The 24993-nt window shown below is 67.8% G+C and carries 27 protein-coding genes; 9 read left to right on the top strand and 18 right to left on the bottom strand.

Going from position 1 to position 24993, the window contains the following annotated elements:
• The 4 genes from MFM001_RS15185 to rimP all read right to left on the bottom strand — a co-directional run.
• Positions 1-313, bottom strand: a 313-nt coding sequence (locus MFM001_RS15185; protein ID WP_238159187.1) for a translation initiation factor IF-2 N-terminal domain-containing protein, incomplete at its 3' end; no start/stop codon positions are given.
• Between the two features lie 66 nt (positions 314-379).
• Positions 380-742 carry a YlxR family protein gene (locus MFM001_RS15180; protein WP_192886951.1) on the bottom strand — a complete coding sequence of 121 codons (363 nt, stop codon included), beginning with the start codon at positions 740-742 and terminating at the stop codon, positions 380-382.
• A 95-nt stretch (positions 743-837) separates the two neighbouring features.
• Positions 838-1881, bottom strand: a complete 1044-nt coding sequence (gene nusA, locus MFM001_RS15175) for a transcription termination factor NusA (protein WP_083129383.1) — start codon at positions 1879-1881, stop codon at positions 838-840.
• Complete coding sequence (rimP, locus tag MFM001_RS15170; RefSeq protein WP_116376071.1) at positions 1881-2417, bottom strand: ribosome maturation factor RimP; 537 nt, start codon at positions 2415-2417, stop codon at positions 1881-1883. The genes nusA and rimP overlap by 1 nt, the downstream gene beginning before the upstream one ends.
• Before the next feature lie 147 nt (positions 2418-2564).
• Between rimP and MFM001_RS15165 the strand changes: the two genes are divergently transcribed.
• On the top strand, positions 2565-3077 hold the full coding sequence (locus MFM001_RS15165; protein ID WP_116376070.1) for a hypothetical protein: 513 nt from the start codon (positions 2565-2567) through the stop codon (positions 3075-3077).
• Positions 3074-3508, top strand: coding sequence for a ferritin-like domain-containing protein (locus MFM001_RS15160; protein ID WP_238159186.1), 435 nt, complete (start codon positions 3074-3076; stop codon positions 3506-3508). The genes MFM001_RS15165 and MFM001_RS15160 overlap by 4 nt, the downstream gene beginning before the upstream one ends.
• Positions 3509-3566: 58 nt before the next feature.
• On the opposite strand, the gene MFM001_RS15155 is transcribed toward MFM001_RS15160, so the two are convergent.
• The 8 genes from MFM001_RS15155 to mqo all read right to left on the bottom strand — a co-directional run bounded on the left by MFM001_RS15155 (position 3567) and on the right by mqo (position 14045).
• Positions 3567-5315: a proline--tRNA ligase gene (locus MFM001_RS15155; RefSeq protein WP_116376068.1), complete on the bottom strand. Its 1749-nt coding sequence runs from the start codon at positions 5313-5315 to the stop codon at positions 3567-3569.
• Positions 5316-5489: 174 nt separating this feature from the next.
• Positions 5490-7079, bottom strand: coding sequence for an MFS transporter (locus tag MFM001_RS15150; RefSeq protein WP_116376067.1), 1590 nt, complete (start codon positions 7077-7079; stop codon positions 5490-5492).
• Between the two features lie 33 nt (positions 7080-7112).
• The gene (gene cobA / locus MFM001_RS15145) at positions 7113-8309 is read right to left on the bottom strand and encodes a uroporphyrinogen-III C-methyltransferase (protein WP_116376066.1); all 1197 of its coding nucleotides are present in this window, start codon (positions 8307-8309) and stop codon (positions 7113-7115) included.
• Entirely contained in the window at positions 8306-9664 is a 1359-nt protein-coding gene (locus MFM001_RS15140; protein WP_116376122.1) for a cobyrinate a,c-diamide synthase, read from the bottom strand. The genes cobA and MFM001_RS15140 overlap by 4 nt, the downstream gene beginning before the upstream one ends.
• Entirely contained in the window at positions 9661-10275 is a 615-nt protein-coding gene (gene cobO, locus MFM001_RS15135; protein WP_116376065.1) for a cob(I)yrinic acid a,c-diamide adenosyltransferase, read from the bottom strand. The genes MFM001_RS15140 and cobO overlap by 4 nt, the downstream gene beginning before the upstream one ends.
• Before the next feature lies 1 nt (position 10276).
• Positions 10277-12079: a magnesium chelatase subunit D family protein gene (locus MFM001_RS15130; protein ID WP_116376064.1), complete on the bottom strand. Its 1803-nt coding sequence runs from the start codon at positions 12077-12079 to the stop codon at positions 10277-10279.
• Positions 12076-12603, bottom strand: a complete 528-nt coding sequence (locus tag MFM001_RS15125; RefSeq protein ID WP_116376063.1) for a GNAT family N-acetyltransferase — start codon at positions 12601-12603, stop codon at positions 12076-12078. Before MFM001_RS15125 ends, MFM001_RS15130 begins: the two co-directional genes overlap by 4 nt.
• Positions 12600-14045, bottom strand: a complete 1446-nt coding sequence (gene mqo, locus MFM001_RS15120; RefSeq protein WP_116376062.1) for a malate dehydrogenase (quinone) — start codon at positions 14043-14045, stop codon at positions 12600-12602. Before mqo ends, MFM001_RS15125 begins: the two co-directional genes overlap by 4 nt.
• A 60-nt stretch (positions 14046-14105) precedes the next feature.
• Here mqo and MFM001_RS15115 point away from each other — a divergent pair, with 60 nt between their 5' ends.
• Together MFM001_RS15115 and mtr are read left to right on the top strand one after the other, a co-directional pair.
• Complete coding sequence (locus tag MFM001_RS15115) at positions 14106-15095, top strand: alpha/beta hydrolase (protein ID WP_116376061.1); 990 nt, start codon at positions 14106-14108, stop codon at positions 15093-15095.
• Positions 15096-15108: 13 nt separating this feature from the next.
• On the top strand, positions 15109-16488 hold the full coding sequence (gene mtr, locus MFM001_RS15110; RefSeq protein ID WP_116376060.1) for a mycothione reductase: 1380 nt from the start codon (positions 15109-15111) through the stop codon (positions 16486-16488).
• Here mtr and MFM001_RS15105 read toward each other — a convergent pair.
• The gene (locus MFM001_RS15105) at positions 16471-16998 is read right to left on the bottom strand and encodes a Fur family transcriptional regulator (RefSeq protein WP_116376059.1); all 528 of its coding nucleotides are present in this window, start codon (positions 16996-16998) and stop codon (positions 16471-16473) included. The genes mtr and MFM001_RS15105 overlap by 18 nt on opposite strands.
• Here MFM001_RS15105 and MFM001_RS15100 point away from each other — a divergent pair.
• The gene (locus tag MFM001_RS15100) at positions 16997-18115 is read left to right on the top strand and encodes an alkaline phosphatase family protein (protein WP_116376058.1); all 1119 of its coding nucleotides are present in this window, start codon (positions 16997-16999) and stop codon (positions 18113-18115) included. The two genes, MFM001_RS15105 and MFM001_RS15100, sit on opposite strands and share 2 nt — an antisense overlap.
• Before the next feature lie 7 nt (positions 18116-18122).
• Here the strand turns inward: MFM001_RS15100 and MFM001_RS15095 are convergent, their stop codons facing one another.
• The 4 genes from MFM001_RS15095 to MFM001_RS15080 form a co-directional block, all read right to left on the bottom strand.
• Complete coding sequence (locus tag MFM001_RS15095; RefSeq protein WP_116376057.1) at positions 18123-18344, bottom strand: hypothetical protein; 222 nt, start codon at positions 18342-18344, stop codon at positions 18123-18125.
• Positions 18331-18567, bottom strand: a complete 237-nt coding sequence (locus MFM001_RS15090; protein WP_116376056.1) for a DUF6400 family protein — start codon at positions 18565-18567, stop codon at positions 18331-18333. Before MFM001_RS15090 ends, MFM001_RS15095 begins: the two co-directional genes overlap by 14 nt.
• A 119-nt stretch (positions 18568-18686) precedes the next feature.
• On the bottom strand, positions 18687-19787 hold the full coding sequence (locus MFM001_RS15085; RefSeq protein WP_116376055.1) for a hypothetical protein: 1101 nt from the start codon (positions 19785-19787) through the stop codon (positions 18687-18689).
• Positions 19769-20074, bottom strand: a complete 306-nt coding sequence (locus MFM001_RS15080) for a hypothetical protein (RefSeq protein WP_116376054.1) — start codon at positions 20072-20074, stop codon at positions 19769-19771. Before MFM001_RS15080 ends, MFM001_RS15085 begins: the two co-directional genes overlap by 19 nt.
• Positions 20075-20233: 159 nt before the next feature.
• Between MFM001_RS15080 and MFM001_RS15075 the strand changes: the two genes are divergently transcribed.
• Both MFM001_RS15075 and hypB read left to right on the top strand, forming a co-directional pair.
• On the top strand, positions 20234-20569 hold the full coding sequence (locus MFM001_RS15075) for a hydrogenase maturation nickel metallochaperone HypA (protein ID WP_116376053.1): 336 nt from the start codon (positions 20234-20236) through the stop codon (positions 20567-20569).
• Positions 20570-20581: 12 nt separating this feature from the next.
• The gene (hypB, locus tag MFM001_RS15070) at positions 20582-21364 is read left to right on the top strand and encodes a hydrogenase nickel incorporation protein HypB (protein ID WP_116376052.1); all 783 of its coding nucleotides are present in this window, start codon (positions 20582-20584) and stop codon (positions 21362-21364) included.
• A 55-nt stretch (positions 21365-21419) separates the two neighbouring features.
• Here hypB and MFM001_RS15065 read toward each other — a convergent pair whose 3' ends face one another.
• Entirely contained in the window at positions 21420-21728 is a 309-nt protein-coding gene (locus MFM001_RS15065) for a hypothetical protein (protein ID WP_116376051.1), read from the bottom strand.
• A gap of 381 nt (positions 21729-22109) precedes the next feature.
• Here MFM001_RS15065 and MFM001_RS15060 point away from each other — a divergent pair, with 381 nt between their 5' ends.
• Both MFM001_RS15060 and MFM001_RS15055 read left to right on the top strand, forming a co-directional pair.
• On the top strand, positions 22110-23165 hold the full coding sequence (locus MFM001_RS15060; RefSeq protein WP_116376050.1) for a hydrogenase expression protein HypE: 1056 nt from the start codon (positions 22110-22112) through the stop codon (positions 23163-23165).
• 34 nt (positions 23166-23199) lie between these two features.
• Positions 23200-24993 (top strand): nickel-dependent hydrogenase large subunit, encoded by a 1794-nt coding sequence (locus tag MFM001_RS15055; protein WP_116376049.1) that lies wholly within the window; start codon positions 23200-23202, stop codon positions 24991-24993.

Here is a 24993-nt window from a genome sequence, read left to right as displayed (position 1 = left end):
GCGGCGCGGCTTGGGGTTGCGCGGCTTGCGGCTGCGCGGGCGGGGCCGGCGGCGCGGGCGGCTCAGCGGCCGGCGCCTTTTTCTCCGGCGCCGGGGCCTTGGCTGCCTTCGCGGGTGCGCCGTTGCCGGCGGTCTTCTCCGCGGCGGGCTTGCCGCCGCCGAACGATTCACGCAGCCGGCGCGCGACGGGCGCCTCGACCGTCGAGGATGCCGATTTGACGAATTCGCCCTGTTCGCTCAGCCGGGCGAGAACTTCCTTGCTGGTAACACCGAGTTCCTTGGCCAACTCGTGTACGCGGGCCTTGCCTGCCACTACATCTCCTGTCCATGAGGCGACAGCGGTGGTGGGCCGCGCCTCGGGTTTAGCTATGACGCATGGTCATCGGGACTTCACGGTGTGCTCATGTTCTTTGCTACCTGTCCTGTTGCCGGGTGTGCCGAGCGAATCGACATGCTCGACCACCGCGGATGTATCCGGTGAACCGGTGATGCGCAGCGCTCGGGTGAAAGCTCGTCGCCGGATCGCTTCGCGTGTGCACTGCGGTGAGGGATGCAGCCACGCACCCCGCCCCGGCAGGTTACCTGCTGTGTCGACGATTACGGCGGATTTGCCGTTCTCGCTCGACACCGCCACCACTCGAAGCAGTTCGACGGCCAACTCTCGCTTCCGGCAGCCGACGCAGGTCCGCACCGGTCCTTCGGTGCGTCGATGCGCCGAGGCCGAAGTCTCGCGCTGGATCACGGCTCAGTTTACCTGCACCAGGCCGGCGCTCGGCACCGGCTAGCCCGTTGGGTGGCGACCCACTGCGCCCGGCTCCGCCGCGCTTGCGATCGCCACTACCGGTCGTGGGCCATGCCGTGGCTTGCGCCGTGTTCCGGCTGGCCGGCGGGGTGTTCGGGCGAATCGCCGCGGATGTCGATCCGCCAGCCCGTCAGCCGGGCAGCCAGCCGCGCATTCTGGCCTTCCTTACCAATTGCCAGCGACAACTGGAAGTCGGGCACGACCACCCGGGCGGCCCGCGCGGACTGGTCGATGACCGTGACCGAAACCACCTTGGCCGGCGAGAGCGCATTGGCGACGAAGCGGGCAGGGTCCTCGTCGTAGTCGATGATGTCGATCTTCTCCCCGGACAGCTCGCTCATCACATTGCGCACCCGCTGTCCCATCGGGCCGATGCAGGCGCCCTTGGCGTTGAGACCGGGGACGTTCGACCGCACGGCGATCTTGGAACGATGGCCCGCCTCACGGGCGACCGCGACAATCTCCACTGACCCGTCGGCGATCTCGGGCACTTCCAGCGAGAACAGCTTGCGCACCAGGTTCGGGTGGGTACGCGAGAGCGTGATCAGCGGCTCGCGGGCACCGCGGGTCACCCCGACCACGTAGCAGCGCAGCCGGTCGCCGTGCTCGTAGGTCTCGCCGGGCACCTGCTCGGCCGCCGGGATCACCCCTTCGGATCCCTTGGTTTCGCTGCCCATCCGGACGACGACGAGCCCGCGCGCGTTGGCGCGGCTGTCGCGTTGGATCACCCCCGCGACGATTTCACCCTCCCGGGTGGAGAACTCGCCGTAGTTGCGCTCGTTCTCGGCGTCGCGCAGCCGCTGCAGGATCACCTGCCGCGCAGTGGTGGCGGCGATCCGGCCGAAACCCTCAGGGGTGTCGTCCCATTCGGACAGCACATTGCCGTCCTCGTCGACCTCGCGGGCGATCACCCGCACGACCCCCGTCTTGCGGTCGATGTCGATGTATGCGTCCTGCTGGTGTCCTTCGGTGTGCCGGTAGGCGGTGAGCAGCGCCGACTTGATGGTCTCGACGACCACATCCACCGAAATGCCTTTGTCCGCTTCGATCGCGTGCAGCGCGGCCATGTCGATATTCATCAGCGCCGCTCCTCCGTTTCCGCACCCCGACCCACTTGGGTCGCCAGCTCCAACTCCCGTTGGGCGGGCGACGAAAACTCAACTTGCACAACAGCTTCCACGATCTGATCGAGCGGGATACTGCGCAGCGCCCAGTCGCGGCCGTCGCGAACGACCAGCGACACGGCGTTGTCGCGGGTTTCCCCGAGCCGCCCGACCAGTTGGGATCCGTCCGTCAAGGCCATGTCGACCTTGCGGCCGCGGGCGCGGCGGAAATGCTTTTCGCTGGTCAGCGGGCGCTCCACACCGGGCGAGCTGACCTCGAGCACGTACTGTCCGTGAATGCTTTTGACGCCGTCGAGCACCCTCGATGCCGATCGGGACAACGCGGCTATGGTGTCCAGGTCCAAGGCGGTGTCGCCGTCGGCGATCACCGTGATCCGCGGCGGACGGGTTCGGGTGTCGACGACGACGTCTTCGATCTCGTAGCCTGCGCGCGCGAACTCGCCATCGAGTAGCTCGATCACCTGCGTTTGCGAAGGTAGCCCGGTGGCCACGGCGAGCTCCTCATCTTGAGTTGTCCGGTCATGAAGTTCCGGGGAACAGCAACCAACGATACGCCAGGAATCCGCGCTCAGCCGGGGACCGCGAATGCCCGCTCACCGCTTTGGTACCAGCGTCGCGCGCAATGGCAGGATGTTGCTGTGCCACCGACAGTGCCGGTCGTGACCAGGCGACGCGTGCTAGCCGGCGGTGCCGCATTGGCCGCGTTGGGGATCACGGCGTCGGCGTGCGGTTCACGCCAGGAAAAGCCCCCCGAGGTCGACCCACTGCAAGCGCAATTGACGTTGGCCCGCAACGACAGCGAAAAGGCAGCGGCCGCGGCCACTGCAGAGTCGCCGCGCGTTGCTGCCGCGTTGAGGCAGGTCGCCTCCGAACGCTCGCAGCACGCGGACGCGCTGTCGGCCGAGATCGACCGGGTCGCCGGGATCACCTCGAGCACCTCCAGTTCGACGACGACAACGACGAGCAGCGCCCCGCCCGGACCGCCACCGACACTGTCCGACGTCGTCGGCTCGTTGCGCGGGTCGGCCGCAAGCGCCAGTCAGCTGGCCATCACGGAGTCGGGATACCGGGCCGGGCTGATGGGCTCGATCGCCGCCGCGTGTACCGCCGCGTACACCGTTGCGCTGGTGTTCGGGGACGCCACAACGTGACCGCCTACGACGACGCGTTATGTGCGGCGCTGAGCACCGAACACGCCGTCATCTACGGCTACGGCATTGTCTCCGCCCGGTGCGCGCCGGCCATGAACGACCTGGTGGTTGCCTCGATGAACCAGCACCGGGAACGTCGCGACCAGGTCATCGGGATGCTGGACGCACGTCAGGTCACCGCCCCGGTCGCCGCCGCGGGCTACCAGCTGCCCATGCGGGTGGACAACGAGGTCGATGCGGCCCGGCTCGCGGCGCGCATGGAAAAGGACACCGAGGTGGCCTGGCGAGCGGTGGTCGAGCAGGCCGAGGCGTCGCAGGACCGCGGATTCGCCGTCACCGCATTGATCCAGAGCAGTGTGCTGGCGGCGCGGTGGAACCGGGCGGCGGGCGCCTGGCCGATCACCACCGCCTTCCCAGGCGGCAGCGACTAGCCGGGTTAGTGCGGCGATCGCAAGCTCGGCGAAGCCGAGTGCAGCGGGTCGACGCTGGCTACCCGGTGACCGCTGCCGTGATGTCGGTGGCCAGCCCGGCGCCTGCCGTCAGCTCCCGGGTTTCGCCGCTGAACCGGTTACGCAGCTCGACCACGCCGTCGGCCCAGCCGCGACCCACCACGACGATCCACGGCACCCCCAGCAGTTCGGCGTCCTTGAACTTCACGCCGGGCGACGCCTGGCGGTCGTCGAGCAGGACCTCGATGCCCAGCCGGTCCAAATCGCGGGCGAGCGTGGTGGCTCCGGTGCGGGCTTCGGCGTCCTTGTTCGCGATCACCACATGCACGTCGAACGGCGAAACGCTCGACGGCCAGCGCAGACCGAGCTCGTCGTGGTGTTGTTCGGCGATCACGGCCACCAGCCGCGACACCCCGACGCCGTAGGAGCCCATGGTCAGCCGGACCGGTTTGCCGTCCTCACCGAGCACGTCGGCGGTGAACGCATCGGTGTATTTGCGGCCGAGCTGGAAGATATGACCGATCTCGATGCCGCGGGCGCTCACCAGCGGACCGGCGCCGTCGGGTGAGGGGTCGCCGTCGCGCACCTCGGCGGCCTCGATGGTGCCGTCGGCGGTGAAGTCGCGGCCGGCGACCAGACCGACGACGTGCTTGCCGGGCTGGTCGGCACCGGTGATCCAGCTGGTGCCGTCCACGACCCTCGGGTCGACGAGATAGCGGATTTCGTTGTCCCGCAATGCTTTCGGCCCGATATACCCCTTGACCAAGAACGGATACTTGGCGAAATCACCGTCGTCGAGCAGTTTGTAGTCGGCCGGTTCGAGGGCGGCAGCCAGTCGCTTCTCGTCGATTTCGCGATCGCCCGGCACCCCGATGCCCAGCAACTCACGCTCGCCGCCCGGCTGGCGGACCTCGAGCATCACGTTCTTGAGCGTGTCGGCGGCGGTGATCGTGCGGCCGAGGCCGGCGCTGTTGGCCCACTCCACCAGGGTCGCGATCGTCGGGGTGTCGCCGGTGTCGTGGACGACGGCTTCCGGCAACCCGTAGACGGGCCGGCTCTCCGGCCGCGCAGTGATGACCGCCTCGACGTTGGCCGCATACCCGGATTCCAGGCAGCGCACGAAGGTGTCCTCGCCGATCGGGCTTTCGGCCAAGAACTCCTCCGAGGCGCTGCCGCCCATCGCGCCGGACACCGCCGAGACGATGACGTAGCGCACCTGCATCCGGTCGAACATGCGTTGATAGGCCTCGCGGTGCGCGTGGTAGGCGGACTTGAGCCCTGCGTCGTCGATGTCGAAGGAGTACGCGTCCTTCATCAGGAATTCCCGGGCACGCAGGATGCCGGCCCGCGGGCGCGCTTCGTCGCGGTATTTGGTCGCGATCTGGTAGAGCACCAGCGGGAAGTCCTTGTAGGAGGAGTACTCCCCCTTCACGGTCAGCGCGAACATCTCTTCGAGGGTCGGCGCCAGCAGGTAGTCGTTCTCACGCCGGTCATGCAGCCGAAAGATGGTGTCGCCGTACTCAGTCCACCGGTTCGTGGTCTCATACGGGGCGCGCGGCAGCAGTGCGGGAAACAGGATCTCCTGCCCGCCAATGGCATTCATCTCCTCGCGGACCACCCGCTCGATCTTGCGCAGCACGCGCAGCCCGAGCGGCAGCCAGCTGTACAGGCCGGGCGCGATCGGCCGGATGTAGCCGGCCCGGATCAACAGCTTGTGGCTGGGGACCTCCGCGTCGGCGGGGTCGTCGCGCAGCGTGCGCAGAAACAACTCGGACATCCGGGTGATCACAGCGCGCAAGCCTATGCGGCGACTGCAAGCGCGGCGAAGCCGGGCGCGGCAGGTCGCCGCCGCCTATCTGTGAGCCTTGGGGATCCGCGAAACGGCAGCTATGGCTGTGATCCGCGCTGGATCACGACCGTGGCTTCTGCTTCGCGGAACTTCGCGGAACTTCGCGGGACGGAGTTACAGCTCGCCGGCGTCGATGGCTTGCTGGACTTCCTGGGCGTGCGCGACTTGCGCGGAGGTGTAGCCGATGAGCAGCGACACACCGCCGACCAGGACGGCCACGCCGGCCACCCACAGCAGCCCGTAGGTGTAGCCGTGGTCCAGCGCATGCAGCTGGGCGGCGTTCATGTCCTTCACCGGGCCGTTGGTGCCGCCCAGGTAGAGGGTGCGCGACGTGATGACGGCCTGGATGATGGCCAGCACCACCGGGCCGCCGAGGTTCTGCAGCATCAGCGTGATCGCCGAGGTCGGTCCGATCCGGTCGAACCCGACGCCGGCGATCGCCGAGAGCACCAACGGGACGACGATCACGCCGATACCGATACCGCCGACGACGATCGGCATCACGAGGTTCGGGAAATACGGGATGTTGGCGTTCAGCGTTGAGCCGTACAGCATCGCGCCCAACACCAGGATTCCGCCGCCGATCACGAGGACCCGCGGCGGGAACCACGACACCAGTTGCGACGACGCGCCCAGCCCGATACCCATTGCGATCGCGAACGGGATGAAGCCGACGCCGGCGCGCAGCGCGCTGTAACCCATGATGTCCTGCACGTACAGGCCGATCAGCACGGTCAGGGTGAACATCACGCCGCCGGCCAGGAAGATGGCGGCGAAAGTCGCCAGCCGGTTGCGGTCGAAGAACAGGTCGAATGGCACGACGGGATTCTCCGCCGTGCGCTCCACGATGACGAATGCGACGAACGCGCCCAGAGCCACCAAACCCGACCCGATGGTGGTAACCGAGATCCAGCCCTTCTCCGGGCCCACCGAGAACGCGAAAACCGCGGCAGTACAGGCCAGCGTGGCCAGCAGGGCCCCGGTGGCGTCGAGCTTCATCCGCTCCTTCTGCGTTTCCCGCAGCGCAGTGCGGGCCACGTAGACGATCACCAGCCCGATCGGCACGTTCACCAAAAACGCCAGCCGCCACGACAATTCGGTCAGCGCGCCGCCCACTACCAGGCCCATCACCGAGCCGACGCCGGTCATCGCGCCCAACACCGCCGTCGCGGCGTTGCGCGCCGGCCCCTTCGGGAACGTCGTTGCCACCAGCGCCAGAGCAGTGGGTGAGGCGATCGCGGCGCCGATGCCCTGCAGCAGCCGGGCGAGGACCAAAGTGGGCTCGTTCCAGGCGATGCCGCACATCGCCGAGGCGATCGTGAACAGGGCGACGCCGACGATGAAGGTGCGCTTGCGCCCGATGGTGTCGCCGAGCCGGCCGCCGAGCAGCATGAGTCCGCCGAACGTCAGCACGTAGGCGGTGATCACCCAGCTGCGGCCGGCGTCGGACAAGCCGAGCTCGTTTTGAATCTTGGGAAGCGCGACGATGGCGATGGTGCCGTCCATGGTCGCCATCAGCTGCATACCGCTGAGCGCGATGACCGCGGCAACGAACCTGCGCGACGTCAGCCACGTCGGCAAGTACCGGCCGATACGGCCTAACGCTGTTACTGAGGTGTGTGTGGAAGGCATCGGGACCGCTCGTTCGGGGCGTTCAGTTGTCCAGCTTTGGACAGCCTGCTCTACGTCATTAAGAGCCGTCATAAGGGGCTACCCTACAGTAATCTTAAGATTCGCTTAAGTACCGAAGGCGGCCACAGCGCCGATCACGATGATCGCCGGAGGCCGGATACCTTCGGCCCTGATCTTTTCCGGCGCGTCGGCGAGCGTCGCCCGCAACGTGCGTTCGGCGGCCGTCGTGCCGTGCTGAACCACCAGCACCGGCGTATCCGCAGGTCGGCCGCCTTTGCGCAGGGCTTCGGTGAAAAGTTCGATGCGCTCGACGGCCATCAGCAAAACGATCGTGCCGGACAGCGCGGCCAATGCATCCCAATTCACTAACGATTCGGGCTCCCCGGGCGCAATATGGCCGCTGACCACCACAAATTCGTGGTTGACGGCGCGATGGGTGACCGGAACACCCACCGACGCGGGCACTGCTATGGCACTCGTCACACCCGGCACGACGGTCACCGGAATGGCGGCGTCGGCGCAGGCCAGAACTTCCTCGTAGCCGCGGGCGAACACGAACGGGTCGCCGCCTTTGAGGCGCACCACGAATTGCCCGGCCTTCGCGCGCTCGATCATCACCGCATTGATGGCGTCCTGGGCCATCGCTCGGCCGTACGGGATCTTGGCGGCGTCGATCACCTCGACGTGCGGGGGCAGCTCGGCGAGCAGTTCCGGCGGCGCCAGCCGGTCGGCGACGACGACGTCGGCCTGGGTGAGCAGTCGCCGGCCGCGCACGGTGATCAGTTCCGGGTCGCCCGGGCCGCCGCCGACCAGCGCTACTCCTCCGCGGATCACGTCGTCGCTCTCGGCGGTGATGAGCCCGCCCTGCAGCGCCTCACGGATGGCGGAGCGGATTGCCGCCGAGCGGCGGTGCTCACCGCCGGCCAGCACGCCTACCGACAGCCCGGCGTAGTCGAACGTCGCCGGGGTGACGGCGCTGCCCTCGACGGCGATGTCGGCGCGCACGCAGAAGATTCGCCGCCGGTCGGCTTCGGCGACCACCGCGGCGTTGACGTGTGCGTCGTCGGTGGCCGCGATCGCATACCAGGCGCCGTCGAGGTCGCCGTCGCGATACTCGCGCAGCGACAACTGGATTCGGCTCATCGCTTCGACGGCGGGGGTGGCGGAGCGGGTGATGACGTGCACGTCGGCGCCGCTGGCGACCAGCAGCGGCAGCCGGCGCTGGGCGACGGTGCCGCCGCCCACCACGACGACCTTCTTGCCGGCCAGCCGCAACCCGGCCAGATAGGCGTTCTCGGTCACCGGCTAACTCTAGAGGCCGCGGCACGAGCCACGAAGCGTGCCACCGCGTCCGGCGCGGCCGCCGGGTGGGTGTGCAGGTACGCGGCGTGCACGCCGTCGTGTACGGCGCCGTCCCAGGCGCCGTGTCCCGCATAAACCCACGCCGGTTCGTAGCTTTTTCCGAAACTGACTGTGGTGCGGTGAAATTCGTGCCCCACGATCCGTTGGCCGGCGTCGTATAGCGGCGAATCGGTCACTGCGACAGCGTCGCGATAGCCCAACGTCAGCTGCTCGGTGAACCGCGCCGATCCGGCCAGCACGTCGCACATCGGGTATCCGTCGAGTTCGGACACCAGATACACCAGCCCGGCGCATTCGGCGTGCACCGGTGCTCCGGCCGCGGCCAGCGCGTTGATCTGGCCGCGGGCCACGTGGTTGGCGGACAGCTCCGCGGCGAACTGCTCGGGGAAACCGCCGGGCAGCAGCACGGCGTCGGCATTGTCGGGCAGCGGGTCGACCAGCGGGTCGAATTCGGCCACGTCCGCCCCGGTCGCCCGCAACAACTCCGCATGTTCGGCGTAGCCGAAAGTGAACGCCCTTCCACTGGCCAGCGCGACCGTGACGCCGGGGGCCGCGGGGAGTTCGGCCGCGGGATCCCACGGCGGGTCGATCACCCGGCTTGCGGCTGCGGCGAATACCGCGCCGACGTCGACGTGGCGGGCGACCAGTGCCGTCATCGCCTCAACGGCCTGTTGTGCGCGCCGACCGTATTCTGCCGCGGTGACCAAGCCCAGATACCGTGTCGGCACTTCGATTTCGTCGTTGCGCGGGATCACGCCCAGCACCGGCACACCGGCGTGCTCGCACGCCTGCCGCAGCACTTGTTCGTGTCGGGGCGAGCCGACCCGGTTGAGAATGACACCGGCGATGCGGGTCTGGCTGTCGAACGTCGAAAAGCCCTGCAGCAGTGCGGCGATGCTGTGGCTCTGGCCGCGGGCATCGACAACCAGGACGACAGGAGCGCCCAGCAGGGCGGCGACGTGCGCGGTGGAACCGGATGCCGGCACCGCCGTACCGGGGTCGATGCGCCCGTCGAAAAGCCCCATCACGCCTTCGATCACGGCGATGTCGGCGCCGGCGGCGCCGTGTGCGTACAGCGGGCCGACGAGGTGCTCCCCTACCAGTACCGGGTCCAGGTTGCGGCCGGCGCGGCCGGCGGCCAGCGTGTGATAGCCCGGGTCGATGAAGTCCGGACCGACCTTGAACGGTGCGACGACATGGCCTGCCTGCCGCAGGGCGCCGATCAAACCCGTTGCGACCGTGGTCTTTCCGCTGCCCGATGCGGGGGCGGCGATGACGACCGCGGGCGTGCTCACCACTCGATGCCCTTCTGGCCTTTGCGGCCGAGGTCCATCGGGTGCTTGACCTTGGTCATCTCGGTGACCAGATCGGCGGCGTCGACCAGCCGTCGAGGGGCGTCGCGTCCGGTGATCACCACATGCTGGCTGCCCGGGCGGGCCAGTAGGGTGTCCACCACCTCGTCGACATCGACCCAGCCCCACTTCAGCGGATACGTGAACTCGTCGAGCACGTAGAAGTCGTGGCGCTGTTCGGCAAGTCGCCGCGCGATCTCGGCCCAGCCGTCGGCGGCCGCCGCCGCGTGGTCCTCGTCGCTGCCGGCCTTACGCGACCATGACCAGCCGGAGCCCATCTTGTGCCATTCCACCGCTCCGCCAACGCCATGTTCGTCGTGCACGCGGCCGAGTTGCCGAAATGCCGCCTCCTCGCCGACCTTCCATTTCGCGCTCTTGACGAACTGGAACACCGCGACGTTCAGCCCGGAATTCCACGCCCGCAACGCCATACCGAAGGCGGCCGTCGACTTTCCCTTGCCGGGGCCGGTGTGGACCGCCAGGACCGGCGTGTTGCGCCGGGCCCGGGTGGTCAGCCCGTCGTCGGGAACCTGCAGCGGACGGCCTTGGGGCATCTCAGGCGGCCCCGCGCACGGCCTGGGTCAGATAGTCGGCTCGCAGCTGCTCCAGCCGCACCGCCGGCGCTCCGAGTTGGCGGGCCAGCTGCTCGGCCAAACCCAGCCGCACGAAAGATGTCTCGCAGTCCACCACCACCGAGGCGACGCCTTCGGCGACAAGCAACGCCGCTGCGGAGCTGCTGCGCCCCAACGGATCCGGCCCTGCGGTGGCGCGGCCGTCGGTGAGCACCACCACCAGCGGGCGGCGCGACCGGTCGCGCACCTTCTCTCGGAGCACCAGTTCGCGGGCGGCCAGCAAGCCTTCCGCCAGAGGCGTTTTGCCGCCGGTATCGAACCGGGACAGTCGGCGCCCGGCGATGTGCGCCGACGACGTCGGTGGCAGCAATAGTCGTGCCCCGTCGTGGCGGAAGGTGATCACCGCAACCTTGTCGCGGCGCTGATAGGCGTCGCGCAGCAGCGAGAGCGTGGCGCCGCTGACAGCCGCCATCCGGTCCCGTGCCGCCATCGAGCCGGACGCGTCGACGACGAAGATCACCAGGTTGCCTTCCCGGCCCTCGCGCACAGCACGACGAATATCATTGGGCTGCAACCGAAGTCGGCCATCAGTGGTGTGTTCGGCGGCTGCCAGCACGCTGGCGAACAGGTGCAGCCCGTGGCCGTCGGTGTCGCTGGAGGCCACCACGGCGCCGGTGGTGTTGCGGGCGCGGGATCGGCGGCCCGGCGCGCCTTCGCCGACACCGGGGACCGTCAGCGCCCGGGTACGGAAGGTTGCCGACGGCGGCGCGCTGGGCTTGGGAGGTCGAGGTGCCGAATCCCGTTGCGGCGCAGCGTCTGGCCCACTCTGGCCGCCGCCGGGCGGGTCGGGGTCAGGCTCTGGGTCGTCCGGAGCCGCCTGTTGCAGCGCCTCGTCGAGCTGGTTGCGGTCGATGCCCGGCTCGTCGAACGGGTCGCGGCGGCGCCGGTGCGGCAAGGCCAGCTCGGCGGCAACCCGGATGTCCTGCTCGTCGACGGTGTCGGCACCGCGCCAGGCGGCGTGCGCCACCGCGGTGCGCGCCACCACCAAATCGGCGCGCATCCCGTCGACGTCGAACGCCGCGCACAGCGCGGCGATGCGGCGTAACTCGTTGTCCGGCAAAGCGATATCGTCCACCAGGGCGCGGGCCATACCGATGCGGCGGGCCAGCTCGGCGTCCGCGTCGGCGTAGCGCGCGGCGAATTCCTCCGGGTCGGCCTCGTAGGCCATCCGCTGCCGGATGACCTGGACCCGCACGTCGACGTCGCGGGATGCGTGCACGTCGACGGTCAGGCCGAAGCGGTCCAGCAGCTGGGGGCGCAGCTCGCCCTCCTCCGGGTTCATCGTGCCGATCAACACGAAGCGGGCCTCGTGAGAATGCGAGATGCCGTCGCGTTCGATGTGCACCCGGCCCATCGCGGCCGCGTCGAGCAGCAGGTCGACCAGATGATCGTGCAGCAGGTTGACCTCGTCGACGTAGAGGACGCCGCCGTGCGCACGGGCCAGCAGGCCGGGGGAAAACGCGTGCTCGCCGTCGCGCAGCACCCGCTGGAGGTCCAGTGAGCCGACGACCCGGTCTTCGGTGGCGCCGATCGGTAACTCGACCAGCTGAGCGTCTTCGGAAGCGGCCGACAGCAACGCGGCCAGGCCGCGCACCGCCGTCGACTTGGCGGTGCCCTTCTCGCCGCGGATCAGCACCCCGCCGATCTCCGGGCGTACCGCACACAGGATCAGCGCCAGCCGAAGCTGCTCGTGACCGACGATCGCGCTGAACGGGTACGGCTTCACGGGTGGGCCTCCGCGCCGCTACCTGGCTCGCCCGCCGACGATGCAGGCCGTGGAACGGCCTGAGGAGGAGGCGGGCTACCTGGCTTGAGCATCGGCACATGCGGGATGCCGTCCTCGACGAAATCGTCGCCGTCGCGGACGAAGCCGTGCTGGGCGTACATGTCCGCCAGGTAGGCCTGCGCGTCGATGCGGCACGGATAGTCGCCGACCTCCGCCAACGCGGCGCGCAGCAGCCGAGTGGTGTGGCCTTGGCCGCGCGCGCGGCGCTTGGTGCACAGCCGCCCGAGCCGGAACGCCTTCTCGCCGCCGGCGTGCTCTTCCATCAGCCGCAACGTGCAGATCACTTCTCCGTCGGGGGCTTCCAGCCAGAAATGCCGCGTTTCCGCCAGCAGATCGCGGCCGTCCAGTTCCGGATACGGGCAGGCCTGCTCCACGACGAACACCTCCACCCGCAGTTTGAGCAATTCGTAAAGGGTCGGCGCGTCAAGGTCTTTGGCCCACGCGCGGCGCAGCGAGACCGTCATAAGCCCAACACCCTGCTGCCCCACGACCACACCTCCTCGAACAGCGCCGGCTCGCGCGACAACGTAGCCCCCAGCGACGGCACCATGTCCTTGAGGGTCGGCAGCCACGCCTGGTAGCGGTCGGCGAAGCAGCGCTCCAGCACCTCCAGCATTGCCGACACCGCCGTCGACGCTCCGGGCGACGCCCCGAGCAGGCCCGCGATGCTGCCGTCGGCGGAAGTCAGGACCGTGGTGTCGAATTCGAGTCCGCCGCGCCGGATCACCTGCACGCGTTGGCCGGCCGTCACCAACTCCCAGTCGGAATCCGTTGCGCTGGGTGCGAATTCGCGCAGCGCGTCCATCCGGTCGGACTGCGACAGGCGCAGCTGGCCGATCAGGTAGTTCACCAGTCGGCGCTCGCGCACGCCCACTCGCAGCAACGACACAAGGTTGTCCGGTCGCACCGAGCGCGGCAGATCGGTGACCCGGCCCTGCTTGAGGAACCTCGGTGACCAGCTGGCGAACGGGCCGAACAGCAACCACGACGTGCCGTCGACGATCCGCGCATCCAGATGCGGGGCGGTGATCCCCGGCGCGCCGGGCGCGGGAAGGCCGTACACCTTGGCCCGGTGCGCGTCGACAAATTGCCGGCTCCGCAAGAATTGCCCGCCGATCGGGAAGCCGCCGAATCCCCTGACCTCTGTGATGTCGGCTCGCTGCAACAGCCGCAGCGCGTCGCCGCCGGCACCGACGAAAACGAATTTGGTGTTCAGGTTGCGGTTTTCGCCACTGCGACGGTCGCGGATCGTCAGCGTCCAGCCGCCGTCGTAGGAGATGTTGCGCACCTCGTGGCCAAACAGCGCGGTGGCGCCGCCCTGCACGGCGTAGTCGATGAGCTGGCTGGCCAGCACCCCGAAGTCGACGTCGGTGCCATCGGCGGCCCAGTTGAGCGCCACCGGCTCGGTGAACTCGCGTCCCGCCGCCATCAACGGCAGCCGGCGGGCGAACTCGTCGGCGCCGGTGACGAATTCGGTGTGGGCGAACAGCGGGTTGGCGGCCAGGGCCTCCCGGCGGCGCCGTAGGTAGTCGACCCGTTGCGCGCCCTCTACGAAGCTGACGTGCGGGATCGGGTTGAGGAACTCGCGCGCGTCGGACAGGATGCCGTTCTCCACCGCGTACGCCCAGAACTGGCGGGTGACCTGGAACTGCTCGTTGACCCGCACCGCCTTGGTGACGTCGATCGAGCCGTCCGGCCGCTCGGGTGTGTAGAACAGCTCGCACAGCCCGGAGTGGCCGGTACCGGCGTTGTTCCATGCGGCGCTGCTTTCGGCGGCGGCGTGATCGAGACGCTCGACGATCGTGATGGACCAGTCCGGTTCCAGCCGCCGCAGCAACGCGCCCAGCGTGGCGCTCATGATGCCCGCGCCCACCAGCACGACGTCGGTCTTCGCGGTCATGGTCATTGGTCCTCAGGTTATCCCGGCCGGGTCGGGCACGATCGAGCACGCTTTAAGCTGGCGAACGTGACTGGCTGGCAGCGCGATGTCCTGCCCGGTTACTGGCAGCACACCATCGAGCTGGGGCCGGATCCCGACGGCGAGGGCGAGCTTGTAGCGACCCTGGTGCGCCGCGGCGACGCCGCGCCGGCGTCCCATGCCGTGCTGGCCGTGCACGGCTACACCGACTACTTCTTCCACACCGCGCTGGCCGACCGCTTCGCCGACCGCGGTTTCGCCTTCTATGCGCTGGACCTGCAGAAATGCGGGCGGTCGCGGCGGGCCGGGCAAACACCGCACTTCACCACCGAGCTGGCCCGCTACGACGCCGAGCTCGAAAACGCGCTGACGGTCATCGGTGAGCACGCCAACCGGGTGCTGGTGTACGGCCATTCCACCGGCGGGCTGATCGTGTCGCTGTGGCTGGACCGGCTGCGTCGGCGCGGCGCGACCGAGCAGGCCGGCGTCGGCGGCCTGGTACTCAACAGCCCGTTGCTGGATCTGCCCGGGCCGGCGGTGGTGCGCTGGCCGCTGACCGCGGCGCTGATCGCCGCGATCGCGCGGGTGGCCAAGTGGCGGGTGGCCCGGGCGCCCGGCCCGGGTGGGTACGGGGCCAGCCTGCACCGCGACTACCACGGCGAGTTCGACTACGACCTGGCCTGGAAGCCGCTGGGCGGCTTCCCGATCACGTTCGGCTGGCTGCACGCCGTGCGGCGCGGACAGGCGCGGCTGCACCGCGGGCTCGACGTGGGTGTGCCCAACCTGATTCTGCGTTCGGATCACAGCGTGGCCGAGGACGCCGATTCGGTCGAGCTGCAATGCGGCGACGCGGTTCTCGACGTCACCCAGATCTCCCGGTGGGCCGGCTGCATCGGTAACCGCAGCACCGTCGTCCCGATCAAAGACGCCAAGCACGACGTGTTTTTGTCCATGCCGGAGCCGCGGCAGGCCGCGTACCGTCAGCTGGACCTCTGGCTGGACGACTATGTCGGCGCCACTCAACCCGCCCAGTCTTGAGAATGGATGAAGGATGGAAACCTACGACCTCGCGATCATCGGAACCGGTTCGGGCAACAGCATTCTCGACGAGCGCTACGCCGGCAAGCGCGTCGCGATCTGCGAGCAGGGCACCTTCGGCGGCACCTGCCTCAACGTGGGATGCATCCCCACCAAGATGTTCGTCTACGCCGCCGAGGTCGCCCAAACCGTCCGCGACGCCGCCCGTTACGGCGTCGACGCGCACATCGACCGGGTGCGCTGGGACGACATCGTCTCGCGCATCTTCGGGCGCATCGACCCGATCGGGATCAGCGGCGAAGACTACCGACGGTCCTCCCCCAACGTCGACGTCTATGGCCGGCACACGAGATTCGGGCCGGTCCAGCCGGACGGGCGCTACCTGCTGCGCACCGATGACGGCGACGAGTTCACCGCCGACCAGGTCGTGATCGCGGCCGGATCGCGGCCCGTCGCACCGCCGGCCGTGCTCGAGTGCGGCGTCGAGCACCACACCAGCGACACGATCATGCGGATCGCCGAGTTGCCTGAGCATCTGGTGATCATCGGCGGCGGTTTTGTGGCAGCCGAATTCGCGCATATCTTCTCCGCACTGGGTGTCCGGATCACGCTGGTGATCCGGGGCGGCACGCTGCTGCGGCACCTCGATGACACGCTGTGCGAACGGTTTACCCGCATCGCGTCGACCAAATGGGAGTTGCGCACGCAGCGCAACGTCGTCGGAGCGCATCACCAGGGCTCGCAGATCGTGCTGGAGCTCGACGACGGCTCGACGCTGAGCGCCGACGCCGTGCTGGTGGCCACCGGTCGCAAACCCAACGGTGATCTGCTGGACGCCGAGCAGGCCGGCATCGAGATCGCGGGCAGCCGGGTGGTGGTCGACGAATACCAACGGACCTCGGCGCGTGGTGTTTTCGCGCTGGGCGACGTGTCGTCGCCGTACGAGCTCAAGCACGTCGCCAACCACGAGGCCCGCGTCGTGCAACACAATCTGCTCTGCGACTGGGACGACACCGAGGCGATGGTGGCCACCGACCACCGCTACGTTCCGTCCGCGGTGTTCACCGACCCGCAGATCGCCAGCGTGGGTCTGACCGAAAACCAGGCTGTTGCAAAGGGTTTCGACGTGTCGGTGAAGATCCAGGACTATGGCGACGTGGCGTACGGCTGGGCGATGGAGGACACCACCGGCATTGTCAAGCTCGTCGCCGAATGCGGTACCGGCCGGCTGCTGGGCGCACACATCATGGGCTACCAGGCGTCGTCGATCATTCAGCCGCTGATTCAGGCAATGAGCTTCGGGCTGCCTGCCCACAAGATGGCCCGCGGCCAGTACTGGATTCACCCGGCGCTGGCGGAGGTCGTGGAGAACGCGCTACTCGGGTTGCGCTGAGTCGGCCTGGCATTGCGGGCACAGGCCGTGCAGGGTCAGGCCGGCCCGCTCCGACAGCGTGAACGAACTGCCCGCCATCGCATGCTCCAGCGCTGAGGTCAGCTGCTGCGCCGGCACTTCGATGATCGCGCCGCAGCGCGTGCACACCGCGTGATGGTGCGGGTCGGTGGCCAAACCGTAAGTGGTGACGCCGCTTTCGAGAGTCAGCGCATGCAGCACACCCTGGTCGACAAGGGTGGTCACCGTGCGATAGATCGTCGCCAGGTCCGGTGGCGGCTCGCCGGCGGGCAGGCAGTCCCGCAGCCGCTGGTCGATCTCGGCCACCGAGAGATGGCCGTGGACCGGCTCGAGCACCGCCAGCACCGCGATCCGCGACGCCATTCGCCGCAGCCCGTGCGCGCGCAGCAGCTCGCCGATCCGCTCGGTGACGGCCGGGTCCAACGCCGATGGCCTGGTCACCCATCCAGTATCGCGCAGGACGCGCGGCGCGGCTGCCAGACTGACCGTCATGGTCGGTTCCATCTGCGACGTGCTGCCTGCCGCCGCTGCCCTGCTCGGGGCACCGGATGCGGTCGACGCGTTGGGTCTGACCGAGCGGGTCGGCGAGGTGCGTCGCGTCGCGGTGGTGCTGGTCGACGGGATGGGCTGGCACCTGCTGCCGGAGTTGGCCGCGGACGCTCCGCTTCTTGCGTCGATGCTGGCCGGGGAAACCGGCCGGCTCGACGAGCTGGCCTGCACATTCCCGTCGACGACGCCGACCAGCCTGGTGTCTCTGGGCACCGGGGTGCCACCCGGCGAGCACGGCATCCTGGGCTTCACCGTTAAGCTGCCCGACTCCGACCGGGTGCTGAACCACATCTTCTGGCGCGACGATCCTCCACCCGCGGCATGGCAGCCGGTCCCGACCTGGTTCGAGCGGCTGCGTCGGGCCGGCCTGAGTGCGCGGGCCGTGCTGCCGGCCCACTTCATCGGCAGCGGCCTCACCGAGGCGGCCTACCGGGGCGCGAAGTTCCACGCGACGGTCCCGAACGACGATTACGCCGGGCGCCTAGCCGATGTCCTGGCCGCGGGACCGGGCCTGGTGTACGGCTACACCGCGCAACTCGACACCGCCGCGCATCTGTGCGGTATCGGCTCGCCCGAGTGGCACGCTGCGGCGGCCGATGTCGACGCGCTGCTGACGCGGCTGGTCGAGGCGCTGCCGCCCGACGCGGCGCTGCTGGTCACCGCCGACCACGGCGGGCTGAACGTGCCGTCGGCCGCGCGCGTCGACCTCGATGCCGACCGGCGGCTGGCCGCAGGTGTGCGTGCGGTGGCCGGGGACCCGCGGGTGCGCTACCTACATACCGTCGAGGGCGCGACGCCCGACGTGGTCGCCGCGTGGAGCGAACTGCTGGCCGGCCGCGCCGAGGTGTACAGCCGCGACCACGCGGTGGCGGCCGGGTTGTTCGGACCGGTGCGCCCCGAGCACCTGCGGCGGATCGGCGACGTCGTCGTCACGTGCACCGACGACACCGCGGTGCTGGCCACCGATCATGAGCCACCGGAAGTGGCGCGGCTGGTGGGCTTCCACGGCGCCGCCACCGCGGCTGAGATGGCGATCCCGCTGATCACCTTCCGCGGTTGATGCCGGGTTAGGCGGCGCGGGTCGACGACCGACTGTCGATCGACCACAGATGGCCGCAGTCAGGGCATTGCAGATGCAGCAGCCACGCCTGGTTGCTCAACAGGTACTGCCAGTGGTCACGGCAGTTGCGGGTGCTCTGGCACTCGGTGCAACCCGCGCCGTGCTTGCACTGCGGGCAGCCGAACCAGGCGCGGCGACTCCGATCGGCGGTGGGATCAATCGGGAACATGCCCGGTCCTCCGATCCGGAAGCACTCCGGCGACCACCAGCTCGTCGTAGAGACGCTGCTGTTCGTCGTCGAGGCCGGAGTACAGCATCGCGTAGGCGCGTTCCTCTTCGGCAAGCACCTCGACCGGGTCCCAGTCGTCCCCGATCGCCTCGAGGACGGCGGCACGCCGACGTGCCTCATCGAGGGTCAGGTCGTAGGCAAACGCCACATGACTTGGCTCCATGGCCACCGGTTCTCCCCTGAACAAAGATGTCGATCGGGTCAGGGTGGGTGGTCAGAGCTGCGACCGGCAATGGCGCCGGTCACATTCGGCCGTTGACATTGGTCACAATCGGTGCGTATTCACCACGTGGGTGGTGCGGCTCCCCTGCCGAAGCCCCACGTCGACTGGCCCAGCCGGGGCCTGCGCGGATCGTCGGCCGGGTGCCGGCGAAACCGTTGGGCCAGCAGGGGTTCGGGGTCGGCTCCCTCGGTTTGTGCCAGGCACGGACCGCTGAATTCGCACGACTGGCAGTGGGGGGCGAACGTCGGGTAGATCGCCGGGTCACTGGTCATGTCGACGGCCTCGGCACCGATCAACGTGCCGACCGCTCCGATCTCGGCACGACTGCGGCGGATGTGGGTCCGCCGCAGCAGGGCCGCGGTGCACTGCCGGACGCGGTTTGGCTCGTCGGCTCGTTTCGCCCGCGCCGAGTGCCGCCTGTGCTGCGGGATCGCCCGACCGCCGCCGCTGGGCTCGCTTTGACGAACCCGTGTCGACACCCCGTTCGTGGCGCGATCGGAACCAGCCGGGTCGAGCGGGCCGTGGATGCGCACCTCGTTATGGATCGTGCCCACGATCTCCATTCCCAGGTATTCGCGTTCCCAGGCCCAACAGCCTGCGACCGCCGCCTCGTCCCGAATCAACGCGTCCAGCTCCTGCCATTCCTCAACTATCTGGTGGCGCACTACCCAGTACTCGTCGGCGGCGTCGACCGCCAGCAGATCGATCCGGCAGGTGTAGATCACCGGCAATCCGTCCGCGGTCACCAACCCGCGGTCCGGATCGCGCGGATCGGGCACCAGGCCTTGAACGTCATGGCCGATCTTGATGGGCGCGAAGTCGTCGACGGTGCGCGCCCAGGCGTCGTAGGTGTCGAGCAGCGCCGTCACGGTCGGCAGCTGGTCGGTTGCGCAGGCGTCGTCGAGTGCGCGTTTGGCGGCCTTGTGCACCAGCGATTGCTTCAATTCATGTGGCCAGTCCCAGGTGCCCGGGTAGTAGTAGACGGCAAGCGCGTCGTTGAGCGCGGCCGGCAAGGCGGCATCGACGGCGCCGATGGGCTCAAGTCCGCGGCGGTGCGGCGACGCGAAATCCCACTGTCGCCGGCAGCGTTTGAACCGAGCGCGGTCGTCGGGAGTAATCCGGTAGTCCATGGTGGCCCCGATCAGTGGGTGTGCGGCCACGGGTCGTCGATCGGCCAGCGGCATCGATCGGTATGGACGGCCATCGACTCCAGCTCGGCGAGCAGATCGTCGAAGAACGCTTGCAACTGTTGCGGGTCGTCGACGGGCCACTCCGCGGAGAGCGACATCCACACATCGGGCTCAACCGCGGGCCGAAGATCGGCGATCACGCCGTCCACGGGCACCATCCGCCACTCGTATTCGTCGCCACGCCGCGCGAGATACACGATGTCATCGCGACCGGGGCGCGCCGCCTCGATCGAGGCGAACAACTCATCACGCTTCATGCTGCGCCCCGCCGGGTTCAGGATAACCCTGCCGCTCCGCCAGATCCCGTGGTAAAGCGTTGCGGACAGTTGCCCTCCGACGGCGGGCTGCCAGGTGTAGAACGGTGTTCATGGGCCTGCCGGCGATCAGGGGCTCTGTGGGAATGGCGGTGAGTCACCGTGCATGAGCTGTCGCTGTGTCAGGCCATCGCCGGGGTGGTCAAACCGTATGCGGACGGCCGCCACGTCGACATCGTCCGCGTGCGGATCGGGGCCCTGCGCCAAGTGGTTCCCGAATCGCTGTCGTTCTGCTGGAGCCTTGTCCGCGATTATGAGGACATGCCCGACGCCGAGCTGGAGTTCGAGCTCGTCACCGCAGAGGTGCACTGCCGGTCATGCGGCCGGTGCTCGACGATTGCCTCGCAGTGGTGTTTGTTGTGCCCGCTCTGCGAGAGCGCTGACGTCGATGTGCTGCACGGTGACGAATTCCTGGTGACCTCACTGGACGTTTCATGAAAGGTGCTCACCATGGGTAGGTTTCATCGCCACGACGACGGAACCGTGCACACCCACGACCACGACGACCTGCCGCACACCCACGAGCACGACCACGGGGACCACAGCGGCTACGACACCGGCACCGAGCGCATCGACGTGCTGGAGTCGATCTTCGCCGAAAACGACATCCGCGCCGGCTATAACCGAGAGGCGTTCGAGCGCAACGGGATTCGGGCTCTCAACCTGATGAGCTCACCCGGCTCAGGGAAGACGACGATCCTGGAAGCCACCCTCGACGAACTGGCCGGCGACCTCGCGGTCGGGGTGATCGAAGGCGACATCGCCACCGACCTCGACGCGGCCAAGCTCGGTGGCCGCGGCGCTCAGATATCGCTGCTGAACACCGGCAACGGATTCGGCGGTGAATGCCACCTGGACGCGCCGATGGTCAACCGGGCGCTGCAGGGTCTGGACCTGGCCGCGCTGGATCTGGTCATCATCGAGAACGTCGGCAACCTGGTATGCCCGGCGGAGTTCGACGTCGGCGAGCATGCCAAGGCCATGGTCTACTCGGTGACCGAAGGCGACGACAAGCCCCTGAAGTATCCAGTGATGTTCCGGGCCGTGGATCTGGTGCTGCTCAACAAGATCGATCTGGTCCCGTATCTGGATGTCGATGTCGACACGTACATCGCCCGTGTCCGCGACGTCAACCCGACCGCGACGGTTTTGCCGGTCAGCGCCCGCACGGGGGCCGGCATGTCGGCGTGGTTCGGCTGGTTGCGGCGATTCGTGGCGGGCGCTGCAACATGAGTTGATCCGCGCCGAGCGGCTTCGCGCCCGGCGTCTTCTCCGCGGCGGAGCCTCTTCATGACTCGACGGGTTTGACGCCTCCTTCGGCATCGCTCTCCCCGGTCGGCTTGGCTTCCGCCTGGCGTCCCTCGTAAGGCGGGACTGCCGGCCCGGTCGCCTGCGGCGTGAGATTTCCGGTGCCTCCGATTTGGCTTTCGTCGGAGCCGCCGTGCGACGGGACCGCTTCGTCACCCTGAACTGCGCCTTCCGGCCGGCCGGTAGGCCCGCCACCCGGCTGATCGGATCCGGTGTCTCGCGACCCCATCTCGCCTCGCTCGGATTGTGGTTCCTCCGGTACCTGGCCGCCAGATGTGTTGTCTTCCATGGGTCCTCCTTGTGACCCGCAGCGCGCGCTGCGCTGAGGATCACCGGTGGCGTACCCAGGCGTGCGTGACCCCAACCAGGAAAGCACATGACCCGATTGGCTTTTCAGATGCAATCAATTTGCAGGACGACGAAACCGGCCCGATTAATTTGACGCGCGAAAGTTAGCGCCCCGCCGCTGGTGATGTGCGTTCAGAATACGCTGCGCCGCGGCGAAATACGGCGAATAGGACAACTCCGCGAAAGGTTTTCGATTCCCACCACAACATCGTTGACAAGGCAACTTTCCCGGAGTAGACCCAGGAATTAGCGCCGCGTAAGCGGGCCGACGGACGACTCCGGCGGTGTTAGGGACCTCAGTCCGGCCCCGGAAAGCTGCGGTATGCCAACGGAAGCAGCAGTCAAGGCAGAAGAAACTTTGATCCACGTGCTGTGGATCAACGCGGGTCTGAGTTGCGACGGTGATTCGGTGGCGCTGACTGCCGCCACCCAGCCCAGCGTCGAGGAGATCGCGCTGGGCGCACTCCCCGGCTTGCCCAGGATCGCCGTGCACTGGCCACTGATCGATTTCGAATGTGGGCCCAACGGCGGGGCCGACGATTTCCTCGAGTGGTTCTTCAAAGCCGACCGTGGCGAGCTTGAACCATTCGTCTTGGTGGTCGAGGGATCCATACCCAACGAGGCGATCAAAAGCGAAGGGTATTGGTGCGGGTTCGGCAACAACCCGGAGACCGGCCAGCCGATGACGACCAGCGAATGGCTGGACCGGCTCACGCCCAAGGCCACGGCGGTTGTCGCGGTGGGGACCTGCGCCACCTACGGCGGCATTCACGCGATGGCCGGCAACCCCACCGGAGCGATGGGCGTGCCGGACTATCTCGGCTGGGATTGGAAGAGTAAAGCCGGAATCCCGATCGTCTGCGTGCCCGGCTGCCCGATCCACCCGGACAACCTGTCCGAAACATTGACCTACCTGCTGTACATGGCCACCGGGCAGGCGCCGATGATCCCGCTCGACGACGCGCTGCGGCCGCAGTGGCTGTTCGGCCACACCGTGCATGAAGGTTGCGACCGAGCCGGCTACTACGAGCAGGGTGACTTCGCCACCGAGTATGGATCACCCAAATGCATTGTGAAGCTTGGGTGTTGGGGCCCAGTCGTCAAATGCAACGTGCCCAAACGCGGTTGGATCAACGGCATCGGCGGTTGCCCGAACGTGGGCGGTATCTGCATCGGGTGCACCATGCCCGGATTCCCGGACAAGTTCATGCCGTTCATGGACGAGCCGCCGGGCGGCAAGGTTTCGACGACCGCGTCGGGGCTGTACGGCTCGCTGATCCGCAACCTGCGCGGCATCACCGGGCGCACCGTCGACAAGGAGCCGCGCTGGCGGCACAAGGGCACCGAACTCACCACGGGCGCCCGCCGCACCTGGTAAGCCCGTTATTCAGCGATTGAGAAAGTGAATTCCGATGACAACGATCATCCCCGAGCCGTCCCAGGCCAAGCGCGAAGCCGGCCAGCTGGTGGAAATGGCATGGGACCCGATCACCCGGATCGTGGGCAGTCTCGGCATCTACACCAAGATCGACTTCGACAACAAAGAAGTGGTGGAATGCCATAGCACGTCGTCGATCTTCCGCGGCTACTCATTGTTCATGAAGGGCAAGGATCCCCGCGACGCGCACTTCATCACCAGCCGCATCTGCGGCATCTGCGGCGACAACCACGCCACCTGTTCGTGTTACACGCAGAACATGGCCTACGGCGTCAAGCCGCCACATCTCGGCGAGTGGATCGTCAACCTCGGCGAGGCTGCGGAATACATGTTCGACCACAACATCTTCCAGGAGAATCTGGTCGGCGTGGACTTCTGCGAGAAGATGGTCTCCGAGACCAACCCCGGTGTGCTCTCCAAAGCCGAGAACACCGCGGCTCCGCACGCCGATATGCACGGCTACAAAACCATCGCCGACATCATGCGCTCCCTCAACCCCTTCTCGGGCGAGTTCTACCGCGAGGCGCTGCAGGTCAGCCGCTACACGCGGGAAATGTTCTGCCTTATGGAAGGCCGCCACGTGCACCCGTCGACGTTGTACCCCGGCGGGGTCGGCACGGTCGCGACCGTTCAGCTGATGACCGACTACATGACCCGGCTGATGCGCTACGTCGAGTTCATGAAGAAGGTCGTGCCCATGCACGACGACCTGTTCGACTTCTTCTACGAGGCGATACCCGGCTACGAGAAGGTGGGCCTGCGGCGCACCCTGCTGGGCTGCTGGGGCTCCTTCCAGGATCCCGAGCACTGCAACTTCTCCTACAAGGACATGGAGTCCTGGGGCCGCAAGATGTTCGTCACACCCGGTGTGGTCATCGACGGCAAGCTCGTCACCACATCGTTGGTCGACATCAACCTGGGCATCCGGATCCTTTTGGGCAGTTCGTATTACGACGACTGGGCCGATCAGGAGATGTTCGTCAAGACCGACCCGCTGGGTAACACGGTGGATCGGCGCCACCCGTGGAACCAGCACACCAACCCCCGCCCGCAGAAGCGGGACATGGACGGCGGCAACTACAGCTGGGTGATGTCGCCGCGCTGGTTCGACGGCAAAGACCATCTCGCGCTGGACACCGGCGGCGGCCCGCTGGCCCGATTGTGGGCGACCGCGCTGGCCGGACTGGTCGATATCGGCTACGTCAAATCCACCGGGCACAGTGTGCAGATCAACCTGCCCAAGACCGTGCTCAAGGGTCCGGTCGAACTGGAATGGAAGATCCCGCAGCACGGGTCGAACACGATCGAACGGGACCGGGCGCGGACCTACTTCCAGGCCTACGCGGCGGCATGCGCGCTGCACTTCGCGGAGAAGGCGCTCGCCGAGATCCGAGCCGGACGCACCAAGACCTGGGAGAAGTTCGAGGTGCCCGACGAAGGCATTGGTTGCGGCTTCACCGAGGCGGTGCGCGGAGTCTTGAGCCACCACATGGTGATTCGCGACGGCAAGATCGCCAACTATCACCCGTACCCGCCGACGCCGTGGAATGCCAACCCGCGCGACAGCTTTGGCACGCCGGGCCCGTACGAGGACGCGGTGCAGGGCCAGCCGATCTTCGAGGAGAACGATCGCGAGCACTTCAAAGGCATCGACATCATGCGCACGGTGCGCAGCTTCGACCCGTGTCTGCCCTGCGGGGTCCACATGTACCTGGGCAAGGGCAAGACGCTGGAGCGGCTGCACTCGCCGACCCAAGCGACGGAGTGA

This window comes from Mycobacterium sp. MFM001 (assembly GCF_003402475.1).
Classification (GTDB): Bacteria; Actinomycetota; Actinomycetes; order Mycobacteriales; family Mycobacteriaceae; genus Mycobacterium.
This window is presented reverse-complemented; position numbering and strand designations above follow the sequence as displayed.